This is a genomic window from Actinacidiphila sp. bgisy160, from assembly GCF_965342435.1.
In the GTDB taxonomy this organism is placed as follows: domain Bacteria; phylum Actinomycetota; class Actinomycetes; order Streptomycetales; family Streptomycetaceae; genus Actinacidiphila.
Genome location: NZ_CBDRCM010000011.1, coordinates 119,386 through 144,642, shown reverse-complemented (window position 1 = coordinate 144,642; position 25,257 = coordinate 119,386). Strand labels below are relative to the sequence as shown.

Here is a 25,257-nt window from a genome sequence, read left to right as displayed (position 1 = left end):
CGTCGAGGCGCCGACGGAATCCTCAACGTCCAGCAGACTTGTAAAGCGGCAGCGCTCATTGGTTGGCGGAGCGGGTTTGGCCGGTGGCCTGCCTGGGCTGGGGCCGGGCATGATCAGGGGGCCGTACGCTGGTCGGTAACTCGGGCAGGCTTGTCCCTGCCCGCAATGTGTCCGAGTGGTCCCCTGGTCGTGCTCGGCGCGGGTCCCGGACCGGGGAGGTGGGTAAAGCCGTGGAGCCGACCGCCTCAGCCACAGCGGGTTTCTCCTCAACAACACCTCGCCGTCTGGCGGGCGGCCGGCGGCCGGGCCGGAGCGGGGCGAAGACTGGAGCGTCGGCCCGAGGCGCCGGGCCGCGCGCCGCCGCGCTCTGCGCGGCGGGAGCGCCTTGATGAAGGAGAGAAAGTCTTACCGCGCTCGGGCAGTCCGGCTCTGTCTGGCCTCGCCGACCACCTGGCTACTGGAGTCTCAGGCAGCCTGGGGCTCCGTCTTCGAAGATCTCGACGAGCCAGTCGAACACCGTAGGCCCTTGACGGTCGCGTGCAGCGGCCAGGTCCTGGGCTACGTAAGGTCGGTTCGTCGGATGGCATCGCGCGAGTCCGCCCGGGACCTCCAGCTCAACCGCGAAACCGCCCGCGAAGCCCTGCGAGACCAACTGACCATGGAAGGAGCCCCAGCATGAAGGAGCGATACCTCAGCGTGGACCAGGTGGCCGAGATGCTCGGCACCTCGGTGCGCTTCCCGCGCCGCCTGATCGCCGAGCGCCGCATAACGTTCGTCAAGGTCGGCCGCCATGTCCGCATCCCCGAGAGCGCGGTCGAAGCCTTCATCGCGGACCACACGGTCCAGCCGGTCACGAGCGCCACGGCGCGGCTGAAGGCGGTGGCCTGATGGCGAACTCCAAGGGGCGCCGTCGTCGCTTCGGGTCGGTGCGGAAGCTGCCTTCGGGGCGTTTCCAGGCGCGCTATCGGGGCCCGGATGGGCTGATGCGGACGGCGGACAAGACCTTCGCCAGTCAGACCGATGCGGACCGCTGGCTTGTGAAGCAAGAGGCCAAGATCCTTGACGGCGACTGGCAGAACCCCGACCTCAAGATCGCGTTCGGTGAGTACGCCGAGAGCTGGTTCAAGGATCGGGACTACGCGGCCACCACCCGCGAACGGAACGGCAGCGCGCTGAAATTGCACATCCTGCCGACCTCCGCGCGGTGCCGCTCCGGGACATCACCACCCCGCAGGTGCGGCGTTGGCGGACGACCCTCCTTGACCAGGGCGTAGGTGCGGCGACCGTCGCCAAGGCGTATCAGATCCTCCGCGCCATCATGAACACCGCTGTGGACGACGGCCTGGTCCAGCGCAATCCGTGCCGCATCAAGGGTGGCGCCACCGCACCGAGTGCCGAGCGACCGTTCCTGTCGGTGGCGGAAGTCTTCCGGCTCGCGGACGCCGTACCCGCGCGCTACCGGGTGATGATCCTGCTGGCGTCCTTTACGGCGCTGCGCTTCGGGGAGCTGGCCGGTCTCCAGCGCTGGGACGTGGACCTGGAACGCCGCACCATCTCGGTCCGCCGGTCGGTTGCCGAGACCCGGTCGGACGGGCTCACGGTCAGGCTCCCAAGTCCGCGGCCGGCGTGCGCACCGTGGCGTTCCCCGCCTCGCTCACTGCGGAGCTGGCGGCGCATCTCGCCGACTACTCCGAGCCGGGCCGCACAGGTCGGGTCTTCGTCGGGCCGCGCGGGGGAGTGCTGCGGCGGAACAACTTCCGGCGGATCTGGCTGCGGGCCATTGGCACGGCCGGCCTCGGGGACGTCCATTTCCACGATCTGCGGCACACCGGCAACACCCTGGCTGCGACGGGCGGGGCCTCCACGCGGGAGCTGATGCACCGCATGGGGCACTCCTCGGTGCGGGCCGCCCTGATCTACCAGCACCTCGTCAACGGCCGCGACCACGAGATCGCGGGGCACGTGGACGACCAGATCCGGCGGGTGAAGGGGCCCGACGCCGATCCATCTGGCACGTGAGTGGCACGGCGGCCCTCACGGACGGCAAAAGATCAAGGCCCAGGTTTCCGGACTCATACCGGACGACCTGGGCCTTTGCCATGCGCTGGGGCTGGTGGGCGTGGACGGTTTCGAACCGCCGACATCTGCCTTGTAAGGGCAGCGCTCTACCGCTGAGCTACACGCCCGCTGGACACGCGAAAGCACACCTTACCCTGCCATACCCCGTGACCAGCAAACGCACGCTCGGGGTCAGGCATAGGGCACGCGGCGGAGTTCCTTCACGCCGTTGAGCCAGGGGGAGCGGAGGCGGCGGGGGTTCGCCGGCGAGGCGGATGACGGGGAGGGTGGCGCGGGTGATGTCGAAGGTGCCGGGGCGGTGAAAACCTCGGGGTCGTGGTTCGCCCTCACGGATCTCGGCGCCTCCGAGCTCGGTGTCGTGCGTGGGTGGCGGCGCGCTGGAAGGAGGTGACGGGGTAGCCCAGCGGACGATCTCGTCGGCGGCGGTGCGGGGGCGCTCGGCGCGGAGGACCGCTGATCGGTGATCGCCAACACGATCGCGGCCGCTGATCGGCACCGGCTACGGCGTCGAGGCCATGTCACGGGAGCCGCTCGGCAGCGGCGACGAGTGGAACGTGGCCCGCCCAACCGGTTCGAGGCCGCCGAGCGCCTCGCCCGGCGCCGCGGGCCGACCCGGGAATACGTCGCCCCGCTCGGGCTGGTCTCGCGGGAGCGGGCCGGGCGGGCCTGGGCCGAGGGGCGCTTCAAGCGGGAGACCTTCGCCGCGCAGGTGCCCACGACGAAGGAGGGGCAGCTGGCCGGCCAGGCATGTGGCGGCTGGTCGACCGTGACGAGAGCTGCGCGAAACCCTGCCTGGGCCCATGTCTTCGACCAGGACCTGGAGAAGGTCGACGTCGACGGCGGCGCGATCGCCCCCGGCCGCCCCGTGGGGGCCATCGGGGCCCGTCCGATCACCACAGCGCTGCACGAACTGGAGCGCGCGGAAGCGGAGTTCGCGCTGAACGTGATGCACACCGGCGGGATGTGGACAACCCCCGGGTACGCCCGGGGGCCCACCGCATTCCGGGCGGCGGGCGTGGGCGCCGAGCATGGGCGCATGACATTCCACACCACACACCGGCGTCCTCCGCGAGCGCGGCGGAGGGCGCTCGCGGGCGCCGCCACCGTCCTCTCGACGGCCGTCGCCATCGGCGCGGTCGCGGGGCCGGTGGCGGCCGTGGCCGCCCCTCGCCCGCCCGCCGCCGCAGCCTCCGCCACATGGGCCCCCGCACCGGCGGACCGCGGGCACCTGCTCTCCGTGACCCCGCTGGCAACCCACGACCGCGCCGCGCTGTCACGCCTTCTCGCCGGCGCGGGCCTGCCCGGCGACACCGTCCGGTACGGGGTGACGGCCTACCGGCTCACGTACCGCACGGTCACTCCGCAGGGCACGCCGACCACCGCCACCGGGCTGTTCACGCTGCCCCGCGGCGGGCCGCACCGGCTCGCCGTCGTCTCCGACACCCACGGCACGCTCGCCTACCGCCACGACGCGCCCTCGGCCGCCGACGGCTGGGCCCGTAGCGCCGCCTACCTGTACGCGTCCGGTGGCCGGGCGGTCGTCTCGCCCGACTACCTGGGCCTCGGTGGCGGTCCCGGCACTCACCCGTACATGGACACCCGCTCCGCGGTCACGGCGTCCGTCGACATGCTGCGGGCCGCACGCACCGCCGCCGCGCGGCTGGACCGGCCGCTCACAGGTGACGTGCTCGCCACCGGCTTCTCGCAGGGCGGCCAGGTCGCGATGGCGCTCGGCCGCGCGCTCCACCAGGGCGCCGACCGGCACTTCGTCCTGCGGGCGCTGGCCCCGGTCAGCGGACCGTACGACGTGTCGGGGACGGAGGTCCCGGCACTGTTCGACGGCCGGGTGCAGGGCTACAGCGGGGTCTTCTACACGGCGTACTTCCTGGTTGCGCAGAACCGGCTGCACCCGCTCTACGGTTCCCCTTCCGAGGCCTTCCGCGCGCCCTACGACCGCGTCGTGGAGGGGCTGTTCGACGGGGAGCACGAGGACGAGGACGTTCTGCGGCAGCTGCCCGGGTCGGTGGACGAACTGCTCACGGACCGCTTCACGCACCGGATGCGGCACCCCACCGGAGCGCTGCGCCGGGCCATGGCGCAGGCCGACGGCACCTGCGACTGGCGGCCGGACGTGCCGGTGCGGCTGTACACCGCGAGCGGTGACCGCGACGTGCCCATCGGGAACAGCGAGAGCTGCCGCGACGACCTCGCCGCGCACGACGTGAGGGCGGTGCTGGCCGACGCCGGCGACACCGACCACTTCGGCGCGTTCCTGCGCTCGGCGCCCCGCGTCGCGCGCTGGTTCGCGGCGCCGGCACGTCAGCGCGACTGAGGCGGTACGTGGGGCGGGCGCGCGGCGCCGTCCCCGAAAGCCACCGGCGCGCCGAACGCGGCGCGCCGGGTGGCCCGGCGCAGGGCGCGCAGCACGAACGGGCCGAGGGTGAGGACCAGGACGGCGGTCAGCACGGCGCGCGGCACGTCCCAGCCGAGCGAGGTGGCCAGGCAGTACGCGGCGAAACGGGCGAGGTTGTCCGGGAGCGGGTCGCCCGGCACGAAGGAGACCCCGGAGGACAGGCCGCCGAGGTACGGCCAGCCCTGCAGGTTCATGATCGTTCCGTACGCGACCGAGGACACCGCCCCGTAGCCGGCGAGGAGGACGAGCTCGCCCCGGCCGCGCAGCCGGCCGGCGCCGGGGAGCAGGCCCGCGCCGAGCGCCACCCAGCCCATCGAGAGCATCTGGAACGGCATCCACGGCCCGACCCCGCCCGTGAGCAGGGCCGAGGCGAACATCGTCAACGCCCCCAGCGCGAAGCCGAAGCCGGGGCCGAGCACCCGGCCGGCCAGCACGACGAGGAAGAACATGGGCTCGATGCCCGCCGTGCCGCCGCCGAGCGGACGCAGGGCCGCCCCCGCGGCGGCCAGCACGCCCAGCATGGCGACGGACTTGGCGCTCAGGCCCTCCTCGTCGTCGGCGATGGTCGCCATGACGACGGCGAGCAGCAGCGGCAGCAGCAACGCGAACAGCCAGGGCGCGTCCTTGCTGTGGGCGAGACCGGAGCCCGGGTCGGCGAGCAGCGGCCAGCCGAAGGCGGCGACGCCGATCACGGAGACGAGCGTCAGGGCGACGACGGCCCGCCCGCCCAGCCGGACCGCGCGCGGCGGACGCGCGGTCACGCGGGCCCCGCCGTTTCCGCCAGGGCTGTCGCGACCTGGCCGACCGTCAGCCAGGGCAGTGGGCCGAGCACCTTGGCCACCTGCGGGGCGAAGGCGGGGGAGGAGACGACGACGTCGGCGGTGGGGCCGTCCGCGACGAGGTCGCCGTCGGCGAGGACGACGACGCGGTGGGCGAGTTCGGCGGCGAGTTCGACGTCGTGCGTGGCGAGGACGACGGCGTGGCCGTCCGCCGCGAGGGCGCGCAGGTGCGCGGCGAGCCGGGCCTTGGCGGCGTAGTCCAGGCCGCGGGTCGGTTCGTCGAGCAGGATCAGCGGGGGCCGGGCGGCCAGCACGACGGCGAGGGCGAGGGCGAGGCGCTGACCTTCGGACAGGTCGCGCGGGTGCGTGCCGTCGGCGACCCCGGGCAGCAGTTCGCCGACCAGGGCACGGCAGGTGCCCGGGGTGGCGCGGGCGTCGGTGTCGGCGGCGGCGCACTCGGCGGCGACGGTGTCGGCGTACAGCAGGTCCCTGGGGTCCTGCGGGACGAGGCCCACCCGGCGGACCAGCTCGGCGGGCCTGGTGCGCGACGGCTCCAGGCCGCCTACGGTCACGCTGCCCGAGGTGGGCGCGTGCAGGCCGGCCAGGGTGGCCAGCAGGGTGGACTTGCCCGCGCCGTTGCGGCCCATCAGGGCGACGGTCTCGCCGGGCCGTACGGTCAGGTCGACCGCCCGCAGCGCCTCGAGACGGCCGCGGCGCACGGTGAGCCCCGTGACGGTCACGACGGGCTCTCCCGCGGCGGACGAGAGCGGCGCGGGCGGGGTACGGCCGGCCAGGCGCTCGCGGAGCGGGGCGGCGGCACGGCGGGCGTCGCGCACCGACAGCGGCAGCGGCGACCAGCCGGCGAGGCGGCCGAGCGCGACGACGGGCGGCCGGACGGGCGAGACCGCCATGACTTCCGCGGGCGGCCCGGAGACCGGGGCTGCGTCCCCGCCCGGGAGGAGGACGACCTGGTCGGCGTACTGCACGACCCGCTCCAGGCGGTGCTCGGCCATCAGCACGGTCGTCCCCAGGTCGTGGACGAGCCGCTGCAGCACCGCGAGCACCTCCTCGGCCGCGGCGGGGTCCAGCGCGGACGTCGGTTCGTCCAGCACCAGCACCCGCGGGTGGACGGTGAGGACGGAGCCGATCGCGACGCGCTGCCGCTGCCCACCGGAGAGGGTGCCGATCGGGCGGTCGCGCAGGTCGGAGAGGCCGAGCAGGTCGAGGGTCTCCTCGACGCGGCGGCGCATCACGTCGGGGGCGAGGCCGATCGACTCCATGCCGTAGGCGAGTTCGTCCTCGACGGTGTCGGTGACGAAGTGCGCGAGCGGGTCCTGGCCCACGGTGCCGACGACATGGGCGAGCTCGCGCGGCTTGTGGGCGCGCGTGTCGTGCCCGGCGACGGTGACCCGGCCGGTGAGGACGCCGCCGGTGAAGTGCGGCACGAGACCGGAGACGGCGCCCAGGAGCGTGGACTTGCCGGTGCCGGAGGGCCCGACGACCAGGCAGAGTTCGCCCTCGGGGACGGTCAGGTCGACACCGGCGACGGCCGGCGCGGCGGCGCCGTCGTACGTGACGGAGACCTGCTCGAAGCGGATCACGGGCGGGCTCCCTTCAGATGCGCGGGCAGCAGCCCCAGCAGGACGGCGGCCCCGGGCCACAGCGGCAGCGACGGCGCGGTCAGCGGCACCACGGGCGGGTCCAGGTCGCCGGGGTAGGCCCCGGCGGCCCAGATCGTCAGCGCGGCGACGGCCACGCCAGAGGCGGTGATCAGCCACGCGGTCGCGTCCCAGCGGTCGGGGCGGTAGCGGGTGCGCACCGAGCGCCGCCCGCCGAGCCGCAGCCCCGCGACGGCGGCGGCGGCACCGGCCAGCAACAGGGGCAGTCCGTACGCGGCGCCCGCGGCGGCCAGCAGCGCGTAGGTGCCCGCGCACAGCCCGAGCAGCCCGCCGAGGGTGAGTGCGACGGTCGCCCGGCGCACGCGGCGCGGTACCTCGGCGGTGCGGCCGTAGCCGCGGGCGTCCATGGCGGCCGCGAGGGCGACGGAACGCTCCAGGGCGCCTTCGAGCACGGGCAGTCCGACCTGGAGCAATGCCCGTACGCCCTTCTCCGGGCGGCCCCGCAGCCTGCGGGCCGTCCGCAACCGCCGGACGTCGGCGACCAGGTGCGGCGCGAACGTCATCGCGACGACCACGGCGACTCCCGCCTCGTAGAGGGCGCCCGGCAGCGACTTCAGCAGCCGGGCCGGGTTGGCCAGGGCGTTGGCGGCGCCGAGGCACGCCAGGAGCGTGGCCAGCCGCATGCCCTCGCGGAAGGCGAACCACAGCCCCTCGGCGGTCACCCGCCCGCCGAGCCGGACGCCCTGCGCCCAGTCGGGAAGCGGGACTTCGGGGAGGGCCAGCACGGTGTGCGTACCGGGGACCGGGGAGCCCAGGACGACGGCGAAGGCGAGCCGGATGACGACGACCACCAGGCCCAGGCGGAGGAACGCGGCGTACGACCGGGACCACGGCGTGTCAGGCACCCGGCACACCGCCACGACGTACCCGGCGACGGCGGCGAGCAGCGCGAGCAGCGCCGGATTCGTCGTCCGCGACGCGGCCGTGGCGAGCCCCAGCGCCCACAGCCACCACGCCCCCGCGTGCGGCCCGCGCCCCCGGCCCGCCTGCCGCGGGTAGGCCGCGCCGGCCTGCTCGCCCCGGTCCGGCCGCCGCGGCAGGCCCCGCGAACGGCCTGAGCCGCCGCGTTCGGTGCCGCGACGGAGAGGGCGAGTGTCGCTGCCCGCGGGCGGGATGGGCCGCCGGGGTCGGACCGCCGCGCCGGAACCGTGGGTGACCGGGCCGGGCAAACCGTCCGGGGTGCGTGGTCGCGGGCGGGCGGGCGAGGCGAGGGCCGCCGATGCCGGGGCCACGGCGGCGGCCGGGTTGGCCCTGCGCGGTTTCGTGCTGAAGCCGGGGGCGGTGGCCGGGGGGACCGTGGCCGGGGGCTTGGGCCGTGCGGCGGTTGGATCGGCCGTGCGTGGTTCGTCGGCGCCGCGCAAGGGGCCCTTGGCGCGGTCGTGCCGCGGTCGTGCCGCGGGGGCGGCGTCGGTCGTGCGCCCGTCCGGGGCGAAGGAGTCCTCGCGGCTCGGCATCGCGGCCCGGCGCTCGCGCGGGCGCAGCCGAGCCGGTAGCGCGAAGGACCGCAAGGGCGTGCCCTGTTCCGCGGTTGCCAGGGCCGTTCGTGGTGCGCGGGGGGTGCGGGACGAGGCGGCGGAGTCGTCGCGGGGGCGCTTTCGCGGCCGCGGAAGCAGGGGGAAGGCCCGCGACGGCCAGGGCAGGGGCGTAGCGGTGGTCACGGGCGGTCGCCCCGGCGGCGGCGGACCTGCCAGGCGGCGGCCGCGGCGACGACGAGGACGGCGGCGGCGGCGCCGTAGGTGCCGAGGGCGGGACCTGGGGAGGGCGCTGAGGCGTCGGGCGCGGCGGCGTCGTCGGTGACCTGCTCGCCGCACCCCTTGGCGGGGTAGCCGGCGATGGCGCACACCAGGCCCGCGGAGTCGTAGCGGAGCGGGGGCGCGACGGCGGCCAGGGCGTCGGCGGAGGTGGCGTCCTCGGGGAGCCGGGCGCAGGCGGTACGGGCGGCCGGGGCGTCCGCGGCGGTGCCGAAATCCAGCAGCAGGGCGACGCGCTTGGTGCCGCGGCGGGCCGGGGTGCCGTCGCAGATCGTGGCGAACCGGGCGGTGCCGCGGGGGCGGGCGGCCGAGGCGGCGTCAGGGCTGACGCCGAAGCGCCAGCCCTCGACGGCACCGTCGTCCGGGCGGCTGAGGGAGGGCCCGGTTCGGGCGTACGTCCAGGCGTCGGTGGAGGCGTCACGCTGCCAGAAGGACCAGTACCGATAGGTGGCCGCGTGTGCGGGCGTCGCGACGAGGGCGGCCACCAGGGCCAGGAGGAGTGCCGCCGCCGCCAGGGGCGGCCGCCTCACAGCCGGTGCTTCCGGCCGGCGAGCAGCACCCCGATGCCGATGCCGGCGACCAGGCCCGCGCCGACGATCCACCACACCGAACCGCCGCCCGAGGAATCGGGCTTCTGCTGCGCCACCGGGCCGAGGGCGGTGAGCCGCGTCACGTGGTCCCGCATCGGGTTGCCGGTGGCGTACGCGGCGAGGGCGAGCTGCGCGAGGGCGGTGGGGTTGTCCTTGGCCCAGGCGGCGGAGTTGGCGGCGAGCCAGTTGTACGCGCCCTTGGCGGCGTCGAGGTGACCGCCGGCGGCGAGGGCGATGACGGCGTCGGCGGTGGTGCCGAAGTCGGGGGTCTTCTGGTCGGAGCCCGGGGTGACGGCGTCGAAGTGGCCGCCGCCGGCGGCGAGCCGGGCGCCGAGCCAGGCGGCGCCCGCGTCGGAGGCGCTGCCGCCGCACTCGGAGCGCACGGGGACGTCGCGGTCGGGGGCCTCGACGACGAAGCCCGCGCCCTCGACGGCGCGCACCGCGTCGGTGGTGGCCTTGGCGTTGGCCACGAGGGCACCGGACTTGGCGTCGGGCTGGTAGGCGAACGCGCCGCCGTCCTTCTTGCCGCAGGCCAGTTGGAGGGAGCGCAGCGCGTCGTAGGGCGAGCGGCCGTCGGTGGTCACGGACTTGACGTCGGTGCCGGCGGCCTTGAGGCCGCCGACGACGACGCCGGTGGAGTCGGCGTCGGAGGCGCCGCCGGGGTTGTAGGACCAGCCGCCGTCGCGGTTCTGCACCTTGGCGAGCCACTCGGCGGCGCGCTTGACGGCGAAGTCCTGCCCGTGGACGGCGAGCGCCTGGACGGCGATGGCGGTGGCGTTGGTGTCCTCGGTCTTCGGGTCGCAGGGCACCGCGGGGTCGGGACGGTACGAGGCGAAGCCGCCGTCCGCGCATTGCTGCTTGGCGAGCCACTCCACCGCGTCCCCGGCCGGTTCCGTGTCGGCCGCGTGCAGCGCCAGCAGCGCGTACGACTGGCGCCACACGCCGTCGTACGTCGGGTCGGCGTCCCCGTACAGCGCGGCGGGCGCCGCCGCGTGCGACGGCGAGGGCGACGGCGACGGCGACGCGGCTATGAGGAGCGTGCTGAAGGCGGCCAGGGCGGCCGCGGCGGTGCGGCGCAGGTGCATCGGATGGTGCCTTTCGGGTGAGCGGTCGCGCAGACGGATGCGGGCGCGCGTTCACGGCACCGGGCTCCGGCTCCGTGTACCTCGACGGAAGAGCCGCTCCCGTCCGCGCGGGTGTTCCGGCTGGGCCCTCCCCGGGCGGGGACGGCTCACGGTTGCGGGTCAGCGCCGGATTCGCACCGGCTTCCCCCACTCGGACGTGATTGGACTTGGTGTGTCGAGCACACCTTAGCCGGGACCGCTTGCCGTGCCGCCCCCGGTCTTGTGCGGTCTGCCTCACACCGCGGTGCACGCGACCGGTCCGAGCCGCGCCCCGGAACGGGCCGGAGGGGTCAGGACTTCGCGCGGCGCGGATCGGTGAGGTCGATCAGCCGGCACACGGTCTCGATGTCGATCTTCACCTGGGCGATCGAGGCGCGCCCGGACAGCCAGGTCACCAGGGCCGAGTGCCAGGTGTGCTCGATGACGCGCACCGCGGAGAGCAGCTCCGGCCCGGGCGGCCCGTCCAGCCGCATCGCGTCCAGGAGGATCGCGGTCGTCAGCCGCGACACGGCGTCCACCTCCGGGCTGACCGAACGGTCGGCGAAGGTCAGCGCCCGCACCATGGCGTCCGCGAGGTGAGGCTCGCGCTGCATCGCGCGGAAGGCGCGCATCAGTGTCTCCGCCACGCGGTCCGCCGGCGCGGCGGCGGAGGGCGGGCGCTTGCGCAGGGTCCCGTGGAGGTGCTCCAGCTGGTCGTGCATGGTGGCGACGAGCAGGTGGATCTTGGACGGGAAGTACCGGTAGAGGGTGCCGAGCGCGACGTTCGACTGTTCGGCGACCTCGCGCATCTGGACGGCGTCGAAGCCGCCCCGCACGGCGAGCTCGGCGCTGGCGCGCAGGATACGGCGGCGGCGGGCTTCCTGACGTTCGGTGAGCGGCACGGGGGACGGCGTCGGCTGAGGAGCTGCGGTCATCTGTCCCATCCGAATCTGTGCGCCCTGCGGAACGGGCCCCCAGCGTACTGCGGGCTGCGCCGCCGGCCGGTTGTCGTGTGCGGGTTGTCCGCGCCTGCCGCGGGCGGTCTTCGTCGTGCCCCGGATGCCGCACGACACATATGCGTCAGCGTCCAGAACGCCCACCCTCCCCCAGCCTTCGGCCGGGGTCCCCAACTCCCCAGCCGCCTTCGTCGGTTGCCCGACCAGCGGCCGGTGGATGGTTGTGGGGGCGGGCGGTCCTCCGCGGGCGTGGGGGCACCCCCAGCGGCAGCCGGGGAAGGGACGACTTCCCGCAGCCCCACCTCGTCCGGCCGTTGGCCGCCCGACGGCGTGGGCGCAGCCCCACAGCGGCGCTGCACCTGTGCGGAGCGCACACGGGTTCTTCCGCGGCCTGGCGGCTGGGAGGTACCCCCACGTGTGCACGTCGGTGGGCCCAGCCTTCCCCAGCCTCCGGCCGAGGGGACCGCCACGCGGGTGACACCTCCCAGCGGTAGCCGGGGGGCGACACACGGAGGGGGTGGCGGGGGTGCGCCAGTGAAGGCACCCCCGGCCGGGGGCTGGGGGAGTGCCCCGGCGCGGCAGCGACCCCCGACGCACACAGCGCGAGGCGGTCACCAGCCGCGCCGGACAGGGGTCCCCGGCCGGGGGCTGGGGGCAGGACGGATGGGCCGACCGCGGCCACCGCGGCGTGGCGGGAATCACCCGGACCGGCCAGGGCGGGCCGCACGGCTACCGGTATCTTCGTGCTCTCGGGCCAACTCCTGAGTAACTGATTCTGTAACTTGTTCTAGCAAGGCACAGGCGGCTACGCTCCCGCTGAAGTGCAGTGAGAAGGGGGCCGTGAGTGACCGCAGAGGCCAGGCCGCTCCGGATCGCGCTGCTCACCTACAAGGGGAACCCGTTCTGCGGGGGCCAAGGCGTCTACGTGCGCCATCTGTCCAGGGAACTCGCCCGCCTCGGCCACAGCGTCGAGGTGATCGGCGCACAGCCCTACCCCGTGCTCGACGCGGTCGGTGACGGGGTACGCCTCACCGAGCTGCCGAGCCTGGACCTCTACCGTCAGCCGGACCCGTTCCGCACCCCGAAGCGCGGAGAGTACCGCGACTGGGTGGACGCGCTCGAGGTCGGCACGATGTGGACCGGCGGCTTCCCGGAGCCGCTGACGTTCAGCCTGCGCGCCCGCCGTCACCTGGCCGCCCGGCGCGGGGCCTTCGACGTCATCCACGACAACCAGACCCTCGGCTACGGCCTCCTCGGCGGCTCCCGCGCCCTCGGCGCGCCCCTGGTGACGACCATCCACCACCCCATCACCGTCGACCGGCAGCTCGAACTCGACGCCGCGCAGGGGTGGAAGCGCCGCGCGTCCGTCCGCCGCTGGTACGGGTTCACCCGGATGCAGAAGCGGGTCTCGCGCCGGCTGCCGTCCGTGCTGACCGTCTCCGGCACCTCCCGCCAGGAGATCGTCGACCACCTCGGGGTGCGGGAGGACCGCGTGCACGTGGTGCACATCGGCGCCGACACCGGGCTTTTCTCGCCCGATCCGTCGGTGCCCGAGGTGCCGGGCCGGATCGTCACCACGTCCAGCGCCGACGTGCCGCTCAAGGGCCTGGTCCACCTCGTCGAAGGCCTGGCCAAGCTGCGCACCGAGCACCCCGACGCGCACCTCGTCGTCGTCGGCAAGCGCGCCGACGACGGCCCGGTGGCCGCCGCCATCGAGCGCTACGGCCTGGGCGGCGCCGTCGACTTCGTCAAGGGCATCAGCGACGCGGAGCTGGTCGACCTGGTGCGCAGCGCCCAGGTGGCCTGCGTGCCGTCGCTGTACGAGGGCTTCTCGCTGCCGGCCGCCGAGGCCATGGCCACGGGCACCCCGCTGGTCGCCACCACGGGGGGTGCCATCCCCGAGGTGGCCGGACCGGACGGGGAGACCTGCCTGGCCGTGCCGCCGGGGGACCAGGGCGCGCTGGCCGCGGCGCTCGGCAGGCTGCTGAGCGACTCCGAGCTGCGCCGCCGCCTCGGACTGGCCGGCCGGGAACGCGTACTGGCCCGCTTCACCTGGGAGCGGGCCGCCATCGGCACGGCCGAGCACTACCGCGCGGCGATCGAGGCCGCCGGGGGGCCGCGGCCCACTGTCCAGTCACCGTCCCGGACGAAAGCAGACTCCACGTGCTGACCGTCGACTTCTCCCGCTTCCCGCTCGCCCCGGGCGACCGCGTGCTCGACCTGGGCTGCGGTGCGGGCCGCCACGCCTTCGAGTGCTACCGGCGCGGGGCGGACGTGGTCGCCCTGGACCGGAACGGCGACGAGATCCGCGAGGTCGCCAAGTGGTTCGCCGCCATGAAGGAGGCCGGGGAGGCCCCGGCCGGCGCGACGGCCACGGCCGTGGAGGGCGACGCCCTGAGCCTGCCGTTCCCCGACGACAGCTTCGACCGCGTCATCATCTCCGAGGTCATGGAGCACATCCCGGACGACAAGGGCGTGCTCGCCGAGATGGTGCGCGTCCTGAAGCCCGGCGGGCTGATCGCGGTCACCGTGCCGCGCTACGGGCCGGAGAAGATCTGCTGGGCGCTGTCCGACGCGTACCACGAGGTCGAGGGCGGCCACATCCGCATCTACCGGGCCGACCAGCTGCTGGGCAAGATCCGCGAGGCGGGCCTGCGGCCGTACGGCAGCCACCACGCGCACGCGCTGCACTCCCCGTACTGGTGGATCAAGTGCGCCGTCGGCGTCGACAACGACAAGGCCCTGCCGGTGAAGCTGTACCACAAGCTGCTGGTCTGGGACATCATGAAGAAGCCGCTGGCCACCCGGCTCGCCGAGAGCGCGCTCAACCCGCTGATCGGCAAGAGCTTCGTCGCCTACGCCACCAAGCCGCACACCCCGAAGGCGGGCGTCGACGCGTGAGGCGGACCGAACACCTCGTCCTCCCCGGCGTCCTGACATCCGAGCAGGCCGCGCAGACCGTCTCCGGGATACTCGCCGTGCAGCGCCCCGACGGCGCCGTGCCCTGGTTCGAGGGGGGCCACCTGGACCCCTGGGACCACGTCGAGGCCGCCATGGCGCTGGACGCCGCCGGCGAGCACGAGCACGCCGAGGCCGCCTACACCTGGCTCGCCCGCCGGCAGAACCCGGACGGCTCCTGGTACGCCGCCTACGGCTACGCGGACGGAGACGAGGGCGAGCCCACCGACCTGGGCCGGGAGAGCAACTTCTGCGCCTACATCGCCGTCGGCGTGTGGCACCACTACCTCTCCACAGGCGACGACGCCTTCCTGGAGCGCATGTGGCCGGTGCTGTACGCGGCCGTCGAGTACGTCCTGGAACTCCAGCTGCCCGGCGGCCAGATCGCCTGGAAGCGCGAGGACGACGGGACGTACCCGCAGGAGGCGCTCCTGACCGGCTGCTCGTCGATGTACCAGGCGCTGCGCTGCGCGCTGGCCGTCGCCGAGCACCGCGAGGACCCGCAGCCCGACTGGGAGCTGGCCGCCGGCGCCCTCGGGCACGCCGTCGCCCACCACCCCGAGCGGTTCCTGGACAAGGACCGCTACTCCATGGACTGGTACTACCCGGTCCTCGGCGGGGTGCTGCGCGGTGAGGCCGCCCGCGAGCGCATGCGGTCCCGCTGGGACGAGTTCGTCGTGCCCGGTCTCGGGGTGCGCTGCGTCGTGCCCAATCCCTGGGTGACCGGGGGCGAGAGCGCCGAACTAGCCCTCGCCCTGTGGGCGATGGGCGAGTCCGACCGCGCGGTGGAGATCCTGGCCGCGATCCGGCACCTGCGCGCCGAGGACGGCATGTACTGGACCGGTTACGTCTTCGAGGGCGACGCGCAGGCCGGCACCGGACCCGCGGTGTGGCCCCGGGAACGCACCACGTGGACGGCCGGGGCCCTGCTGCTCGCCGTCGCCGCCCTGGGAGGGGACGAGGCGACGACGGCGGTCTTCGGCGGCGACCGGCTGCCGCTCGGGCTGGTGCCCGAGGCGGCGGGGTGCTGCGCCGGCCGGTGAACGGGCGTCAGGCCCGGTTGACGCGACCCGCCACCGCGTGCCCGACGACCAGGTAGACCGCCGCCGGCAGACCGTAGTTCAGCAGGGTGCGCGCCCACGCGGACTGGGTGGAGAAGATGTCGTGGGCCCAGCCACCGAGCCAGGACGCCATGTCGTGGATCCACTCCACGAGGTCGTTCGCCCGGTTGGCGTCGAGCATCCACAGCACGATCCACAGGATCAGGATGAAGGCCGCCACGTCCGCGGCCACCATGATGATCGTGGCCGCGAGATTGCCGCGATATCGTCTGGACATACCTGCCGTCTTGCCCCGATCGGCGCAGTGAAACGTCGTCGGCCCGCGCCCGACTGACGCCCCGTACGGCCCTGTGCGGTGGCCGGTCCGCGGGGCCCGGGCGAGGATGCGATCACGCACCGCATCCCCCGGGAGAAACCGTCATGCCCTTGCGCCGTGCCCTGACCGCCCTCCTGCTCTCCGGCGTCCTGCTGCTGGTCCCCGCCTGCGGTGGGGACTCCGGCGAGAGCGCCGGCGGTGGCACCGCGAGCCCCACCTCCTCCGTGCAGAAGCAGAAGCTCGCCAAGACGCGCTTCGTCGCCAACGCCGGACTGGCCGCGGGCGCGACCTACCAGTGGATCGTCAAGCCCTACCGCGAGGGCAAGTTCGAGAAGGACGCCGACGGCCGCAAGCTCACCCTGGTCAAGGCCGGCCTGGCGGGGGCCTTCGCCTACAACCGGCTCAAGGCCGCCGCGGAGAACGCCAAGGGCGACCCGACCCTCTCCAAACTGGTGGCGCCGCTGACCGCGGGCATCGACTCGCTCAAGGACCTGCCGAACAAGCTGCGCAGCGGTCAGGGCACGGACGACATCGTGGGCACCTTCCAGGACACCATCAGCGGCGTGAAGTCGGCCGGTGAGGACGCCGGCGCCAAGGTCACCGACAAGGTGCCCTCGCTGTCCCAGCTCAGCGGCGGATGAGCTCGGCCGGCACCCGCGGGGTGGCCGGGCCGGGCGCGGTGACGAGCAGGTCGGTCACCGGGCCCGACCGCCACACCTCCGGCCGCTCCGCGATCCGCTCCCGCGGGCCGACGAGCGAGATCTCGTCCGCGAAGGCGTCCGGCACCGCCGCCACCGCCTCCTCGCGCCGCCCGCACAGGAGCGGCTCCCGGATGCGCCGGGCCTCCTTCGTTCGGCCTCCTGCGCCAGGGACAGCCGGCCGGGAGAGGGGCCGCGCCTCCAGCAGCCGAGGGCCGGAGCGAGCCGCATGCGCACGCCTCCTGCCGTACCTGATGGAATGTCAGGGGTCGTGCCGCCCCACGCCCGGAAGGGAAACAGCCGTGCCCCGGACCGGACGGCCCGGGGCACGGCTGCCGCGTTTCGCTCGCGCGCCGGGGATCAGCCGCGCTGGATGCCGCTGACGTCCTGCAGGACGCCGCGCCGGCCGTCCTGGGTCTGCGCGACCAGGGCGCCACCGCGCTGCTCGACCGCCAGGTACCAGGTGCCGGGGGTCAGCTCGGCGATCTGCTGGCCCGAACCGTCCTCCGCGTACAGCGGCCGCGCCACGGGCACCGCGAACCAGAAGGCCGCGAACTCCGCGGACGGCTGCTGCGGCTGCTGGGGCTGCTGCTGGCCCTGCGGGTAGCCGTACTGCTCGCCGCCGAACGACTGGTCGGCCGGCATGCCGTGCCCACCGGTCTGCCCCGGGTACCCGTAGCCGCCCTGCTGCACGCCCGGGTACGGCTGGGCCTGCTGGCCGCCGTACGGCTGCGCCTGCTGGGGCTGCTGCGGCCGGGGGGCCGGCAGCAGCGGCGCCTTCAGCGCGGGCAGGCCCTGCAAGGTGAGCAGCATCGCGGCGGCGAGCGCGGCGGCGGCGACGAAGGAGAGGTACGCGCCGGCGGCCAGCCCGAAGACCTCGTTGCCCCTGAAGAGCGACCACAGGGCGTCCCAGGCGGCGGCCACGGACAGCACCGCGCCCCACTGGGCCAGGCCGATGCCGAGCACCTTGCGCCCCTCGGGCTGGAAGCGCGAGGCGACGAACAGGCCGGCGGCGATCAGGCCCAGCAGGTGCACCGAGGGCAGCAGCGGGAACAGCTCGCTCTTCCAGGCGCTGACTGCGCACCCGTCCGCGTTGCAGTCCTTCGCGGCGTAGAAGTTCAGGAACGAGGCGATCAGCAGCAGCAGCGCCGCGCCGATCACCGCGCCGTCTCCTCGGGTGAGGGAGCGGTTATTCACTAGGAGTCCTTGTCAGTCGTCTCGTTGTCGCCGTCGCCGGGCGGATCCCCATCGTATGAGGGCGGTTGCCGCCGGGTGGGACCGGTCCGCCCCTCGGTGACACGATCGGGACCCAATGCTCACCGGCCGATCACTCGTGGTCTTCCAGGAATGCGGTGATGCCGTCCGCGATGCCCTCCGCGGCCCTCTGCCGCCAGGCCGGGCTGGTCATCAGCGCCTCGTCCTTGGGGTCGCGCATGTTGCCGCACTCGATCAATACCTTAGGCACGGTGCTGAGGTTGAGTCCGCCCAGGTCGCGGCGGACGTCCAGGCCGGTGCCGTCGCCGATGTAGTTGGACGGCCGGGTGCCCGTCTCCGCCGCGAAGTGCTGCTTGAGCGTGGTGCCCAGGAGCTTCGACGGCCCGCTGATCCTGCGGGTGTCGGCGATGCCGCGGTGCAGCGAGGCGGGCATGATCACGTGGAAGCCGCGGTTGCCGGCCGCCGAGCCGTCGCCGTGCACCGACACCACCGCGTCGGCCTTCGCCTTGTTGCCGATCCGGGCCCGCTCGTCGATGCAGGGGCCGTACGCGCGGTCCCCGTCGTACGTGAACTTCACCGTGGCACCGCGGGCCTCGAGCAGTGCCCTGGCGCGCCGGGACACGTCCAGCGTGAACGCGGCCTCGGCGTACCCGGCGTTGGTCGCCGTACCCGTGGTGTCGCACTCCTTGCGGGCCGTGCCGATGTCGACCAGGCGGTTGATCTCGGCGGTGTGCCGGCTGTTGCGCGCGTTGTGCCCCGGGTCCAGGACCACGACCTTCCCCGCGAGCGGCTTGCCGGCGCCGGCGGACGGCCCGGAGGACGCCGCCGCCGAACGCTGCGGACGCACGTTCCCCGGGCGGTCGCCGTTCCGTCCGGGGTCGTCCGGTCCGCTCGTCGCGTCCCACACCAGCCACGCGGCCGCGCACGCCGGCACCAGCGCGGCCACCAGGACCACGGGGGAGCGGCCTTTCCTCTTGAACACGTCAGCGATGCTATCCGCCGTCTCAGATCCCGGCGCCCGTGCGCCGGAGGACGTGCAGTGAACCGGTCACGGACACTTCCGTGAACGCGCCCGAGTCCAGCGCCCGCCGGTAGATCCGCCAGGGCGCCTGGCCGCCGTCGGCCGGGTCCGCGAAGACGTCGTGGATGACCAGGAGGCCGTCCTGCGCCAGGTGCGGCACCCAGCCCTCGTAGTCGTTGCCGGCGTGCTCGTCGGTGTGCCCGCCGTCGATGAAGACCAGGGCGAGCGGCTTCCCCCACACCGCCGCGACCTGTGGGGAACGGCCCACGACCGCGACCACGTGCTCCTCCAGCCCGGCGGCGTGCAGGGTGCGCCGGAAGGTGGGGAGCGTGTCCATCAGGCCGACCTCGGGGTCGACGAGCGTCGTGTCGTGGTACTCCCAGCCGGGCTGCTGCTCCTCGCTGCCGCGGTGGTGGTCGACGGTGACGGCGACGGTTCCGCCCTCGCGGGCGGCGGCGGCCAGCAGGATCGTGGAGCGGCCGCAGTACGTGCCGACCTCCAGCAGGGGCAGGCCCGGGAGGCGGGTGGCGGCGTCGGCGGCGGCCGCGTGGAGGGCGAGGCCCTCGTGCGTGGGCATGAAGCCCTTCGCGGCCTCGAAGGCGGCCAGTGCGTCTGCGGGGACCTCTGCGAGGGGTGGCGTGCTCATGCCCCCCATCGTCCCCCACGCCCCCTGCGCCGCCCGCCGGGGGTGCGCGTGGTGGTGACCCCGCAGGCCCGACCCCGGCTCACCGACGCAATCGGGCAGGGGGTGGGCGGACGCTCGCCGCAGGCGCGAACAACCCGCACACGACAACCGGGCGGAAGTCAGAGCCAGCCGTTGTGGCGCGCGGCGCGCACCGCTTCCGCGCGATTCCGGGTCCCGGTCTTCCCGATGGCCGCGGACAGATAATTGCGCACCGTCGACTCCGACAGATGCACCCGCGCCGCGATGTCCGCCACCGTCGCCCCGTCCGCGGCCGCGTTGAGCACGTCCTGCTCGCGCGGCGTCAGCGGGCTGGGCCCCGTGCTGAGGGCGGCCGCCGCCAGGGCGGGGTCGATGACGCGGTGTCCGGCGAGGACGCGCCGGATCGCGGCGGCGAGGTCCTCGACGGGGCCGTCCTTGACCAGGAAGCCGGACGCCCCGGCCTCCATGGCGCGGCGCAGATAGCCGGGGCGGCCGAACGTGGTGAGGATGAGCACCTTGCACCCCGGGAGCCGCTTCCGCAGCTCCGCCGCCGCGTCGAGCCCGCTGAGCCCGGGGAGCTCGATGTCGAGCAGTGCGACGTCGGGCCGGGCCTCCAGCGCCGTGGTGACGATCTCGTCGCCCGCGGCGACCTGCGCGACGACCTCGATGTCATCCTCCAGGTTCAGCAGCAGGGAGAGCGCCCCGCGCATCATGCCCTGGTCCTCGGCCAGCAGGACCTTGATGGCGCTGCTCATGCGGTCCGTTCCTCCTCCACCGGCAGTTCGGCGACCACGCGGAACCCGCCCCGGGGCGCGGGGCCCGTACCGAGGGAGCCGCCGGCCGCGGCGAGCCGTTCGGTGAGGCCCTTCAGCCCGGAGCCGGATCCGGGGGCCGAGCCTACGCCGCCGCCGTCGTCGGTGATCCGCAGGCGCACCTGCCCGTCGGTGCCGGAGAGCTCGATGACGCAGGTGGTGGCCCGGCTGTGGCGTACAACGTTGGTCACCCCTTCCCGCACCACCCAGCCGAGGAGGGCCTCGGTCTGCGAGGGCAGCGGCGGGCCGGACTCCTTGACGACGGCCTCGATCCCGGCGGCCGCCAGGGCCGAGCGCGCGCGGTCCAGCTCGGTGGAGAGGCTGCCTTCGCGGTAGCCGGTGACGGCCTCGCGGATCTCGGTGAGGGCCTGGCGCCCCACCGCCTCGATGTCGGCGACCTGGGCGAGGGCGGCGTCCCGGTCGCGCGGGGCGAGCCGGCGGGCGGCCTCGGCCTTGACGACGACCACGGAGAGGGTGTGCCCGAGCAGGTCGTGCAGGTCGCGGGAGAAGCGCAGCCGCTCCTCGGCGACGGCGTTGCGGGCCAGCTCCTGGCGGGTGGCGCGCAGCTGGGTCACCGCGTCGAAGAGGGTGAGCATGGCCGAGGTCACCAGGCCCGAGATGAGGCTGCCGTACCCGATGGACACGCCGTCCCAGATGTCGCCGCTGCGCATCCCGGAGACGATCCCGGCGGACACCGCGAGGGCGACGAGCACGGGCCCCATCCGCCGGCCGCGCACCACGATCCCGACGGCCAGCGACAGCAGCGGGAAGAACACCAGCCAGCTGCCGCCGTAGCCGATGGCGAGGGCGTAGGTGACGGCGGCCAGGGCGAGGAGGTAGCGCCGGGGCACCTTGCCGCCGGCGGTGCGCGGGGCGAAGGAGGTGAAGACGACCCCGATGTAGAGGGAGTTGAAGGCCAGCAGGCCGAGGCCGCCGAGCCAGGGGTTGGCGGCCTCGCCCTGCAGGAGGTGGGACAGGGCGCCCACGCCCATCAGCAGCCAGGGCAGGAAGGTGAAGCGGGTGGGGGGCTTGAGGTGCTCGATCTCCTCGGAGAAGGGCCGTGTCACCCGCAGCTGCCGCCACCTGTGCCAGATCCGGGCCGGCAGCGGACGCCGGGGTTCCGTCGTGATCGCCATGGCTGGTGCCTCCTGCTCTTCCACGGGGCCGGTGGGCTTCACGGGGTGCGGGCCGAGCGGCGGTAGGCGTACACCGCGTACGCGCCGAAGACGGCCGTCCACCCGGCGAGCACGGCGACGGTACCCGCACGCGGGACCATGCCGTCCGCGATGCTCCAGCCGAGCTGCCCGAAGCGGTGCGACGGGGTCCACTCGGAGACCGCCCGCAGCCAGCCGGGGAAGACGGACGCGGGGATCCACAGCCCGCCGACGACGGACAGGGCCAGGTTGCAGGCCATGTTCACCACGCCGGTGGTCTGCCCGGACAGCCGGTAGCCGTTGCCGAGGCCGAGCAGGGTGAAGGGGGCTGTGCCGACCCACAGCAGCCCGCCGATCGCGGCCCACTGCCAGGGCTCCAGCTCGACGCCGTTGACGAGCCCGCCGGCGAGCAGGACGGCCAGGATGGCGGGCAGCACCGTGACCGAGCCGCTGATGCAGCGGCCGGTGACGACCAGCAGCGGCGACATGGGGGTGATCCGCAGCTGGCGCAGCCAGCCGAGCCCCTTGTCCTCGGCGACGCTCGACCCGGTGGACACCGCCGAGCCCAGCGCGCCGTACGCGGCCATGCCGATCATGGCGGCCAGCGAGGCGGCCTTGTCCTCCTCCGAGCCGGAGACCCCGAGGTTGGTGAAGAGCAGGTACATCATGACGGGCATGCCGACGCCGAAGATCACGAATCCGGCGTCGCGCAGGGTGCGGCGGATCTCCAGCGAGACGTAGGCGAGCAGCATCAGACCTTCTCCTCGGCGAGGGCGGCGGTGTCCTTGGCGGCGGTGTCCTTGGTGGTGGGGGCGGAGTCCTCGGCGGAGGACGGCGCGGTGAGGGAGAGGAACGCGTCCTCCAGGCTGGTGGCGGTCACCGTCAGGCCGCGGACCATGCCGCGGCCGGCCAGGGCGACGACGGTGGCGTCGGAGTCGGCGGAGCGCAGCAGGGCGCGGTCGCCGCGGATTTCCACGGACACCACCCCGGGCAGCTGCCGCAGGCCCTCGGTGGGGGCACCGGCCAGGTCGAAGGACACGAGGTTGCCGCCGACCGCGCGCTTGATGCGCTCGCCGCTGTCGTCGGCGACGACCCGGCCGCGGTCGATGACCACGATGCGGTCGGCGTTCTCGTCCGCCTCCTCCAGGTAGTGGGTGGAGAACAGCACGGTGTTGCCACGGGCCGCGTACGCGCGCATCGAGTCCCAGAAGCCGCGGCGGGCCTCGACGTCGAGGGCTGCGGTGGGCTCGTCGAGCACGATGAGCTCGGGGTTGCCTGCCAGTGCCACGGCGAAGCGGACCCGCTGCGCCTGGCCGCCGGAGAGCCGGTCGGCGCGGCGGCCGGCGACCTCGGTGAGGCCGGCCAGCTCCAGGGCCTCGGCCACGGGCAGGGGGTCGGGGTAGGTGCGCGCCACGAAGGTGATCAGCTCCCGGACGGTCACCCGGGGGATCGGCCGGCCGTCCTGCAGCATCGCGCCGACCCGGCCCGCGCGGACCGCGGTGTGCGGGGTGCCGCCGAAGAGCCGGATCTCGCCGCCGTCGGGTTCGTTGAGCCCGAGCAGCAGGCTGATCGTGGTGGACTTGCCCGCGCCGTTGCGGCCGAGCAGGGCGACGGACTCCCCCCGCCGGATCTCCAGGTCGACGCCGTCCACGGCGCGTACCGCGCCGAACGTCTTGACGGCCCTGGTGAAACTCACTGTCGTCGTCATGTCCCCGACACTACGGCCGCCGCCCCCGTGGGGTCAGTGGGGAATGTACGGACCCGGGCAGGACAAATGTCACCGGCGGGGCACTGTTCTGAGGGTGCGTCAGTTGTTTCCGGGGTCCGGGTGCCGTGATCGCCGCCGCGGGCGGCCACGCGTGGCGTACCACGGCGACGTGGCCGACTTCGGCCAGGCGCAGGATCTGGTGCGGCCGGCGGTCGGCATGTGCGGGGCGCTCGAGATCCTGGTCGACAACGCCGGCATCCTGCGGGACCGGATCGTGTTCTCGATGGCCGAGGGCGAGTGGGACACCGCGTCCGGGTCCACCTCAAGGGACACGTCGCCACCGCCGGGTTCGCCACCACCCGCGTTGCCGCCGCCCACAGGCGCGACGCGAGCGCCAAGGCGAAGCAGGCCCCGGTCTACGGCCGTCGCCCTGGGCAGGTACGGCGTACGCGTCAACGCCATCTGCCCCGGGCGCGCACGCGGATGACCGAGGACGTCTTCGCGGATCCCGGACCCGCGGACGGGCCGGACCCGCTGGGGGTGGAGCATGTCGTCCCGCTCGTCGGCTGCCAGGCGTCACCGGTGGCCGACCGGGCCAACGGCCGGCTGTTCGTCGTGCACGGCGGGATGGTGGCGGTGATGGACCGCCCCCGCTTCGCGGCGAGTTCGGCATCGCCAAGGAGGCGTTCACCCGCGACGAGCCGGACGACGTGCTCACCCCGTACTGGGCGGGCCGTGACCCCGGCGGCACCTTCGCCGCCACCGACGTCCTGGCCCCGCGCCACGAGGGCTGAGACGGGCCCGGGGCCCGTCAGACCTCCATACCGGCGGACCCGGACGGCCGGCGGTGGCGGCCGTGCGGCGGCTGGACCGCCTCGGCGTCGTTGTCGTGGGTGGAAGCCGTACCGCGGTGGCGGCCGGCGTGCAGGCCCTCGGCGTTACCGTCCTCGAAGCGGGCCTCGGCGGCGGTGTCGTGTCGGGCATCGGACATGAGGAGACTCTCCGTCGACTAGCTTGCGTGGTGCGCGGAACGCCGCAGGAGTTTACCGATTCAAGATCCCGTGGCCAGCGGCGCCTTCTGCAACGGGAGCACGGGGCTGGTCCTGCCGGTTGCCTGGGGCTCCGCGGGACCGCCCCCCGCCGCGCTCCCCACCGGGGGCGGCAGGGGCAGCGCGGGCGGCGCCTCGTACTCCACGGTGCCGCACGGGCAGTGCGCGCAGGCGTACGGCAGGCGCAACACCCCACGGGCCGACCACAGGCCGGCCCCGGCCAGCCATCCCTCCGGCGCCGACAGCCAGGTGGCGCGGCGTTCCCCGGGCCGCCAGACCGCCAGTGACGTGCCGTGCGGGCCGTCCGCGCGCAGCGCCACCGCGCACGCCTCGGGCATCAGCGCCTGACCGGGCTGCGCCGCGAACGGGGTGAGCACCGCGTCCGGCACGCGCAGGCACTCGGCGAACCGCATGGGCCGACGGCTGCCCAGGACGCCCCAGCCGATGCGGTCCTCGCCGGTGGCGTCGCTGCGCACTATCACCAGCCCGCTGTCCGGCTCCGCGAGCAGCAGCCGGTCGTTGCTCGCCTCGGTGATCTGCAGCAGCGGGCTGACCGCCCCGGCCCGCTCCAGGTCGACGGCGACCGTCTTGACCGTCCCCTCCGCCTCGCGGTCCAGCGCGAGCAGCCGGCCCGTCCGGTCCAGCCAAGCGCCGCCCCCGCAGCGGCCCGGGACCTCGGCCAGCCGGCGCGGCCGCAGGTCCCGGTCGTCGTGCACGAGCCACACCGCCGACACCTCGCGCGCCGGGTCGTAGGTGAGCGCGTACACCTCGCCCGAGGCGAGCGGAGGCAGCAGCCGCGCCTCCGCGTCCCCGCCCGGCAGCGAGCCGACGAGCAGTTCGCCGGTGCCCGGACCGGTCGGGTAGAGCAGGGCCAGGTCGTACCGGTCGGCGACCTGGCGGCGGATGAGCACCCGGCCGTCGGGCAACGGCAGGACCTCGGAGCACTGTTCCTCGGGCTGGTTGCCGGGCAGGGGCACGGTGTACGGCTCCGGCCCGCCGAGCGTCCAGCGTTCGGGGTACCAGCCGTCACCCCCGTCGGGGCCCTGGGCCAGGCAGGCGGCGTAGGAGCCGTCCGCGGTGATCGTGAACCCGGCCCGTCGCACGGTGGTGGTCTCGGTCGCGCAGGCTGTCATGGTGTGGCTCACCTCCGGGCCACGACGCTAGTTTTCGCACGCCCGGGCGTCCGACACGAGTCGGTGGTCTTCACACGTAAGGGTGGCTCTCGTCCCGTTCCGTCGGACTTCGGATGCT

General features: G+C 74.4%; 23 protein-coding genes, 1 tRNA gene, 4 pseudogenes and 1 riboswitch. Of the genes and pseudogenes, 10 read left to right on the top strand and 18 right to left on the bottom strand.

Translation table 11 applies throughout. The features are described 5' to 3' along the window. Nucleotides 1–675 precede the first annotated feature (675 nt). From ACRWNP_RS12770 to ACRWNP_RS12760, 3 genes and pseudogenes are all read left to right on the top strand, one after another. Nucleotides 676–888, top strand: a complete 213-nt coding sequence (locus ACRWNP_RS12770) for a helix-turn-helix domain-containing protein (RefSeq protein ID WP_431961238.1) — start codon at nt 676–678, stop codon at nt 886–888. A 316-nt stretch (nt 889–1,204) separates the two neighbouring features. Further along, a pseudogene (locus ACRWNP_RS12765) lies at nt 1,205–1,300 on the top strand (hypothetical protein); the annotation flags it as partial. 326 nt (nt 1,301–1,626) lie between these two features. Next, nucleotides 1,627–2,019, top strand: a complete 393-nt coding sequence (locus ACRWNP_RS12760) for a tyrosine-type recombinase/integrase (protein WP_431961236.1) — start codon at nt 1,627–1,629, stop codon at nt 2,017–2,019. 92 nt (nt 2,020–2,111) lie between these two features. On the opposite strand, the gene ACRWNP_RS12755 is transcribed toward ACRWNP_RS12760, so the two are convergent. Continuing rightward, nucleotides 2,112–2,186: transfer RNA gene (locus tag ACRWNP_RS12755), tRNA-Val, on the bottom strand. A 381-nt stretch (nt 2,187–2,567) separates the two neighbouring features. On the opposite strand from ACRWNP_RS12755, the pseudogene ACRWNP_RS12750 reads away from it, so the two are divergent. Together ACRWNP_RS12750 and ACRWNP_RS12745 are read left to right on the top strand one after the other, a co-directional pair. Continuing rightward, nucleotides 2,568–3,052 (top strand): annotated as a pseudogene (locus ACRWNP_RS12750) (steroid 3-ketoacyl-CoA thiolase); the annotation flags it as partial. Between the two features lie 63 nt (nt 3,053–3,115). Beyond that, nucleotides 3,116–4,411 carry an alpha/beta hydrolase gene (locus ACRWNP_RS12745; RefSeq protein ID WP_431961247.1) on the top strand — a complete coding sequence of 432 codons (1,296 nt, stop codon included), beginning with the start codon at nt 3,116–3,118 and terminating at the stop codon, nt 4,409–4,411. Here ACRWNP_RS12745 and ACRWNP_RS12740 read toward each other — a convergent pair. From ACRWNP_RS12740 to ACRWNP_RS12715, 6 genes are all read right to left on the bottom strand, one after another. Continuing rightward, nucleotides 4,399–5,253 carry an ECF transporter S component gene (locus tag ACRWNP_RS12740; protein ID WP_431961235.1) on the bottom strand — a complete coding sequence of 285 codons (855 nt, stop codon included), beginning with the start codon at nt 5,251–5,253 and terminating at the stop codon, nt 4,399–4,401. The two genes, ACRWNP_RS12745 and ACRWNP_RS12740, sit on opposite strands and share 13 nt — an antisense overlap. Then, complete coding sequence (locus tag ACRWNP_RS12735) at nt 5,250–6,872, bottom strand: ABC transporter ATP-binding protein (RefSeq protein WP_431961234.1); 1,623 nt, start codon at nt 6,870–6,872, stop codon at nt 5,250–5,252. Before ACRWNP_RS12735 ends, ACRWNP_RS12740 begins: the two co-directional genes overlap by 4 nt. Beyond that, nucleotides 6,869–7,990 carry a CbiQ family ECF transporter T component gene (locus ACRWNP_RS12730; RefSeq protein ID WP_431961246.1) on the bottom strand — a complete coding sequence of 374 codons (1,122 nt, stop codon included), beginning with the start codon at nt 7,988–7,990 and terminating at the stop codon, nt 6,869–6,871. Before ACRWNP_RS12730 ends, ACRWNP_RS12735 begins: the two co-directional genes overlap by 4 nt. Nucleotides 7,991–8,604: 614 nt before the next feature. Further along, a complete protein-coding gene (locus ACRWNP_RS12725) occupies nt 8,605–9,231 on the bottom strand; it encodes an SCO2322 family protein (RefSeq protein ID WP_431961233.1) in 627 nt (208 codons plus the stop codon). After that, on the bottom strand, nt 9,228–10,376 hold the full coding sequence (locus ACRWNP_RS12720; protein WP_431961232.1) for a prenyltransferase/squalene oxidase repeat-containing protein: 1,149 nt from the start codon (nt 10,374–10,376) through the stop codon (nt 9,228–9,230). Before ACRWNP_RS12720 ends, ACRWNP_RS12725 begins: the two co-directional genes overlap by 4 nt. Before the next feature lie 110 nt (nt 10,377–10,486). Then, nucleotides 10,487–10,562, bottom strand: a riboswitch (cobalamin riboswitch). Nucleotides 10,563–10,705: 143 nt separating this feature from the next. Next, complete coding sequence (locus ACRWNP_RS12715; protein ID WP_431961231.1) at nt 10,706–11,338, bottom strand: TetR family transcriptional regulator; 633 nt, start codon at nt 11,336–11,338, stop codon at nt 10,706–10,708. An 856-nt stretch (nt 11,339–12,194) separates the two neighbouring features. Here ACRWNP_RS12715 and ACRWNP_RS12710 point away from each other — a divergent pair. Genes ACRWNP_RS12710 through ACRWNP_RS12700 form a run of 3 tightly spaced genes read left to right on the top strand, consistent with a single transcriptional unit; the run spans nt 12,195 to nt 15,351 of the window. Further along, the gene (locus ACRWNP_RS12710; protein WP_431961230.1) at nt 12,195–13,520 is read left to right on the top strand and encodes a glycosyltransferase family 4 protein; all 1,326 of its coding nucleotides are present in this window, start codon (nt 12,195–12,197) and stop codon (nt 13,518–13,520) included. Continuing rightward, a complete protein-coding gene (locus ACRWNP_RS12705; RefSeq protein ID WP_431961229.1) occupies nt 13,514–14,251 on the top strand; it encodes a class I SAM-dependent methyltransferase in 738 nt (245 codons plus the stop codon). Before ACRWNP_RS12710 ends, ACRWNP_RS12705 begins: the two co-directional genes overlap by 7 nt. Further along, the gene (locus tag ACRWNP_RS12700; protein WP_431961228.1) at nt 14,248–15,351 is read left to right on the top strand and encodes a prenyltransferase; all 1,104 of its coding nucleotides are present in this window, start codon (nt 14,248–14,250) and stop codon (nt 15,349–15,351) included. The genes ACRWNP_RS12705 and ACRWNP_RS12700 overlap by 4 nt, the downstream gene beginning before the upstream one ends. A gap of 7 nt (nt 15,352–15,358) precedes the next feature. Here ACRWNP_RS12700 and ACRWNP_RS12695 read toward each other — a convergent pair whose 3' ends face one another. Next, nucleotides 15,359–15,646, bottom strand: coding sequence for a hypothetical protein (locus ACRWNP_RS12695; protein ID WP_431961227.1), 288 nt, complete (start codon nt 15,644–15,646; stop codon nt 15,359–15,361). Between the two features lie 143 nt (nt 15,647–15,789). Between ACRWNP_RS12695 and ACRWNP_RS12690 the strand changes: the two genes are divergently transcribed. After that, nucleotides 15,790–16,326 (top strand): hypothetical protein, encoded by a 537-nt coding sequence (locus tag ACRWNP_RS12690; protein ID WP_431961226.1) that lies wholly within the window; start codon nt 15,790–15,792, stop codon nt 16,324–16,326. Here ACRWNP_RS12690 and ACRWNP_RS12685 read toward each other — a convergent pair. The 8 genes and pseudogenes from ACRWNP_RS12685 to ACRWNP_RS12650 form a co-directional block, all read right to left on the bottom strand. Further along, nucleotides 16,313–16,543: pseudogene (locus tag ACRWNP_RS12685) on the bottom strand (LLM class F420-dependent oxidoreductase); the annotation flags it as partial. The gene ACRWNP_RS12690 and the pseudogene ACRWNP_RS12685 overlap by 14 nt on opposite strands. Before the next feature lie 200 nt (nt 16,544–16,743). Beyond that, nucleotides 16,744–17,580 carry a hypothetical protein gene (locus ACRWNP_RS12680; RefSeq protein WP_431961225.1) on the bottom strand — a complete coding sequence of 279 codons (837 nt, stop codon included), beginning with the start codon at nt 17,578–17,580 and terminating at the stop codon, nt 16,744–16,746. A gap of 130 nt (nt 17,581–17,710) precedes the next feature. After that, nucleotides 17,711–18,580 (bottom strand): N-acetylmuramoyl-L-alanine amidase, encoded by an 870-nt coding sequence (locus tag ACRWNP_RS12675; RefSeq protein WP_431961224.1) that lies wholly within the window; start codon nt 18,578–18,580, stop codon nt 17,711–17,713. 22 nt (nt 18,581–18,602) lie between these two features. Then, nucleotides 18,603–19,274, bottom strand: coding sequence for a class I SAM-dependent methyltransferase (locus ACRWNP_RS12670; RefSeq protein WP_431961223.1), 672 nt, complete (start codon nt 19,272–19,274; stop codon nt 18,603–18,605). A 149-nt stretch (nt 19,275–19,423) separates the two neighbouring features. Further along, nucleotides 19,424–20,038 (bottom strand): response regulator, encoded by a 615-nt coding sequence (locus ACRWNP_RS12665; protein ID WP_431961222.1) that lies wholly within the window; start codon nt 20,036–20,038, stop codon nt 19,424–19,426. Continuing rightward, nucleotides 20,035–21,231 (bottom strand): sensor histidine kinase, encoded by a 1,197-nt coding sequence (locus ACRWNP_RS12660; RefSeq protein ID WP_431961221.1) that lies wholly within the window; start codon nt 21,229–21,231, stop codon nt 20,035–20,037. The genes ACRWNP_RS12665 and ACRWNP_RS12660 overlap by 4 nt, the downstream gene beginning before the upstream one ends. Nucleotides 21,232–21,269: 38 nt before the next feature. Beyond that, a complete protein-coding gene (locus ACRWNP_RS12655; RefSeq protein WP_431961220.1) occupies nt 21,270–22,001 on the bottom strand; it encodes an ABC transporter permease in 732 nt (243 codons plus the stop codon). Continuing rightward, a complete protein-coding gene (locus ACRWNP_RS12650; protein WP_431961219.1) occupies nt 22,001–22,957 on the bottom strand; it encodes an ABC transporter ATP-binding protein in 957 nt (318 codons plus the stop codon). Before ACRWNP_RS12650 ends, ACRWNP_RS12655 begins: the two co-directional genes overlap by 1 nt. A 130-nt stretch (nt 22,958–23,087) precedes the next feature. Here ACRWNP_RS12650 and ACRWNP_RS12645 point away from each other — a divergent pair. Continuing rightward, nucleotides 23,088–23,751: pseudogene (locus tag ACRWNP_RS12645) on the top strand (SDR family NAD(P)-dependent oxidoreductase); the annotation flags it as partial. A 17-nt stretch (nt 23,752–23,768) separates the two neighbouring features. On the opposite strand, the gene ACRWNP_RS12640 reads toward ACRWNP_RS12645, so the two are convergent. Next, nucleotides 23,769–23,948, bottom strand: a complete 180-nt coding sequence (locus tag ACRWNP_RS12640; RefSeq protein ID WP_431961218.1) for a hypothetical protein — start codon at nt 23,946–23,948, stop codon at nt 23,769–23,771. A gap of 60 nt (nt 23,949–24,008) precedes the next feature. Beyond that, nucleotides 24,009–25,139: a hypothetical protein gene (locus ACRWNP_RS12635; protein ID WP_431961217.1), complete on the bottom strand. Its 1,131-nt coding sequence runs from the start codon at nt 25,137–25,139 to the stop codon at nt 24,009–24,011. Between the last annotated feature and the right edge of the window lie 118 nt (nt 25,140–25,257).

Excerpts from the sequence above, each read along its gene's own strand:
- ACRWNP_RS12770 (WP_431961238.1), top strand. The coding sequence starts at position 676 with ATGAAGGAGCGATACCTCAGCGTGGACCAGGTGGCCGAGATGCTCGGC.
- ACRWNP_RS12745 (WP_431961247.1), top strand. The coding sequence starts at position 3,116 with ATGACATTCCACACCACACACCGGCGTCCTCCGCGAGCGCGGCGGAGG.
- ACRWNP_RS12720 (WP_431961232.1), bottom strand. The coding sequence starts at position 10,376 with ATGCACCTGCGCCGCACCGCCGCGGCCGCCCTGGCCGCCTTCAGCACG.
- ACRWNP_RS12715 (WP_431961231.1), bottom strand. The coding sequence starts at position 11,338 with ATGGGACAGATGACCGCAGCTCCTCAGCCGACGCCGTCCCCCGTGCCG.
- ACRWNP_RS12695 (WP_431961227.1), bottom strand. The coding sequence starts at position 15,646 with ATGTCCAGACGATATCGCGGCAATCTCGCGGCCACGATCATCATGGTG.
- ACRWNP_RS12690 (WP_431961226.1), top strand. The coding sequence starts at position 15,790 with ATGCCCTTGCGCCGTGCCCTGACCGCCCTCCTGCTCTCCGGCGTCCTG.
- ACRWNP_RS12670 (WP_431961223.1), bottom strand. The coding sequence starts at position 19,274 with ATGGGGGGCATGAGCACGCCACCCCTCGCAGAGGTCCCCGCAGACGCA.
- ACRWNP_RS12665 (WP_431961222.1), bottom strand. The coding sequence starts at position 20,038 with ATGAGCAGCGCCATCAAGGTCCTGCTGGCCGAGGACCAGGGCATGATG.
- ACRWNP_RS12660 (WP_431961221.1), bottom strand. The coding sequence starts at position 21,231 with ATGGCGATCACGACGGAACCCCGGCGTCCGCTGCCGGCCCGGATCTGG.
- ACRWNP_RS12655 (WP_431961220.1), bottom strand. The coding sequence starts at position 22,001 with ATGCTGCTCGCCTACGTCTCGCTGGAGATCCGCCGCACCCTGCGCGAC.
- ACRWNP_RS12650 (WP_431961219.1), bottom strand. The coding sequence starts at position 22,957 with ATGACGACGACAGTGAGTTTCACCAGGGCCGTCAAGACGTTCGGCGCG.
- ACRWNP_RS12640 (WP_431961218.1), bottom strand. The coding sequence starts at position 23,948 with ATGTCCGATGCCCGACACGACACCGCCGCCGAGGCCCGCTTCGAGGAC.
- ACRWNP_RS12635 (WP_431961217.1), bottom strand. The coding sequence starts at position 25,139 with ATGACAGCCTGCGCGACCGAGACCACCACCGTGCGACGGGCCGGGTTC.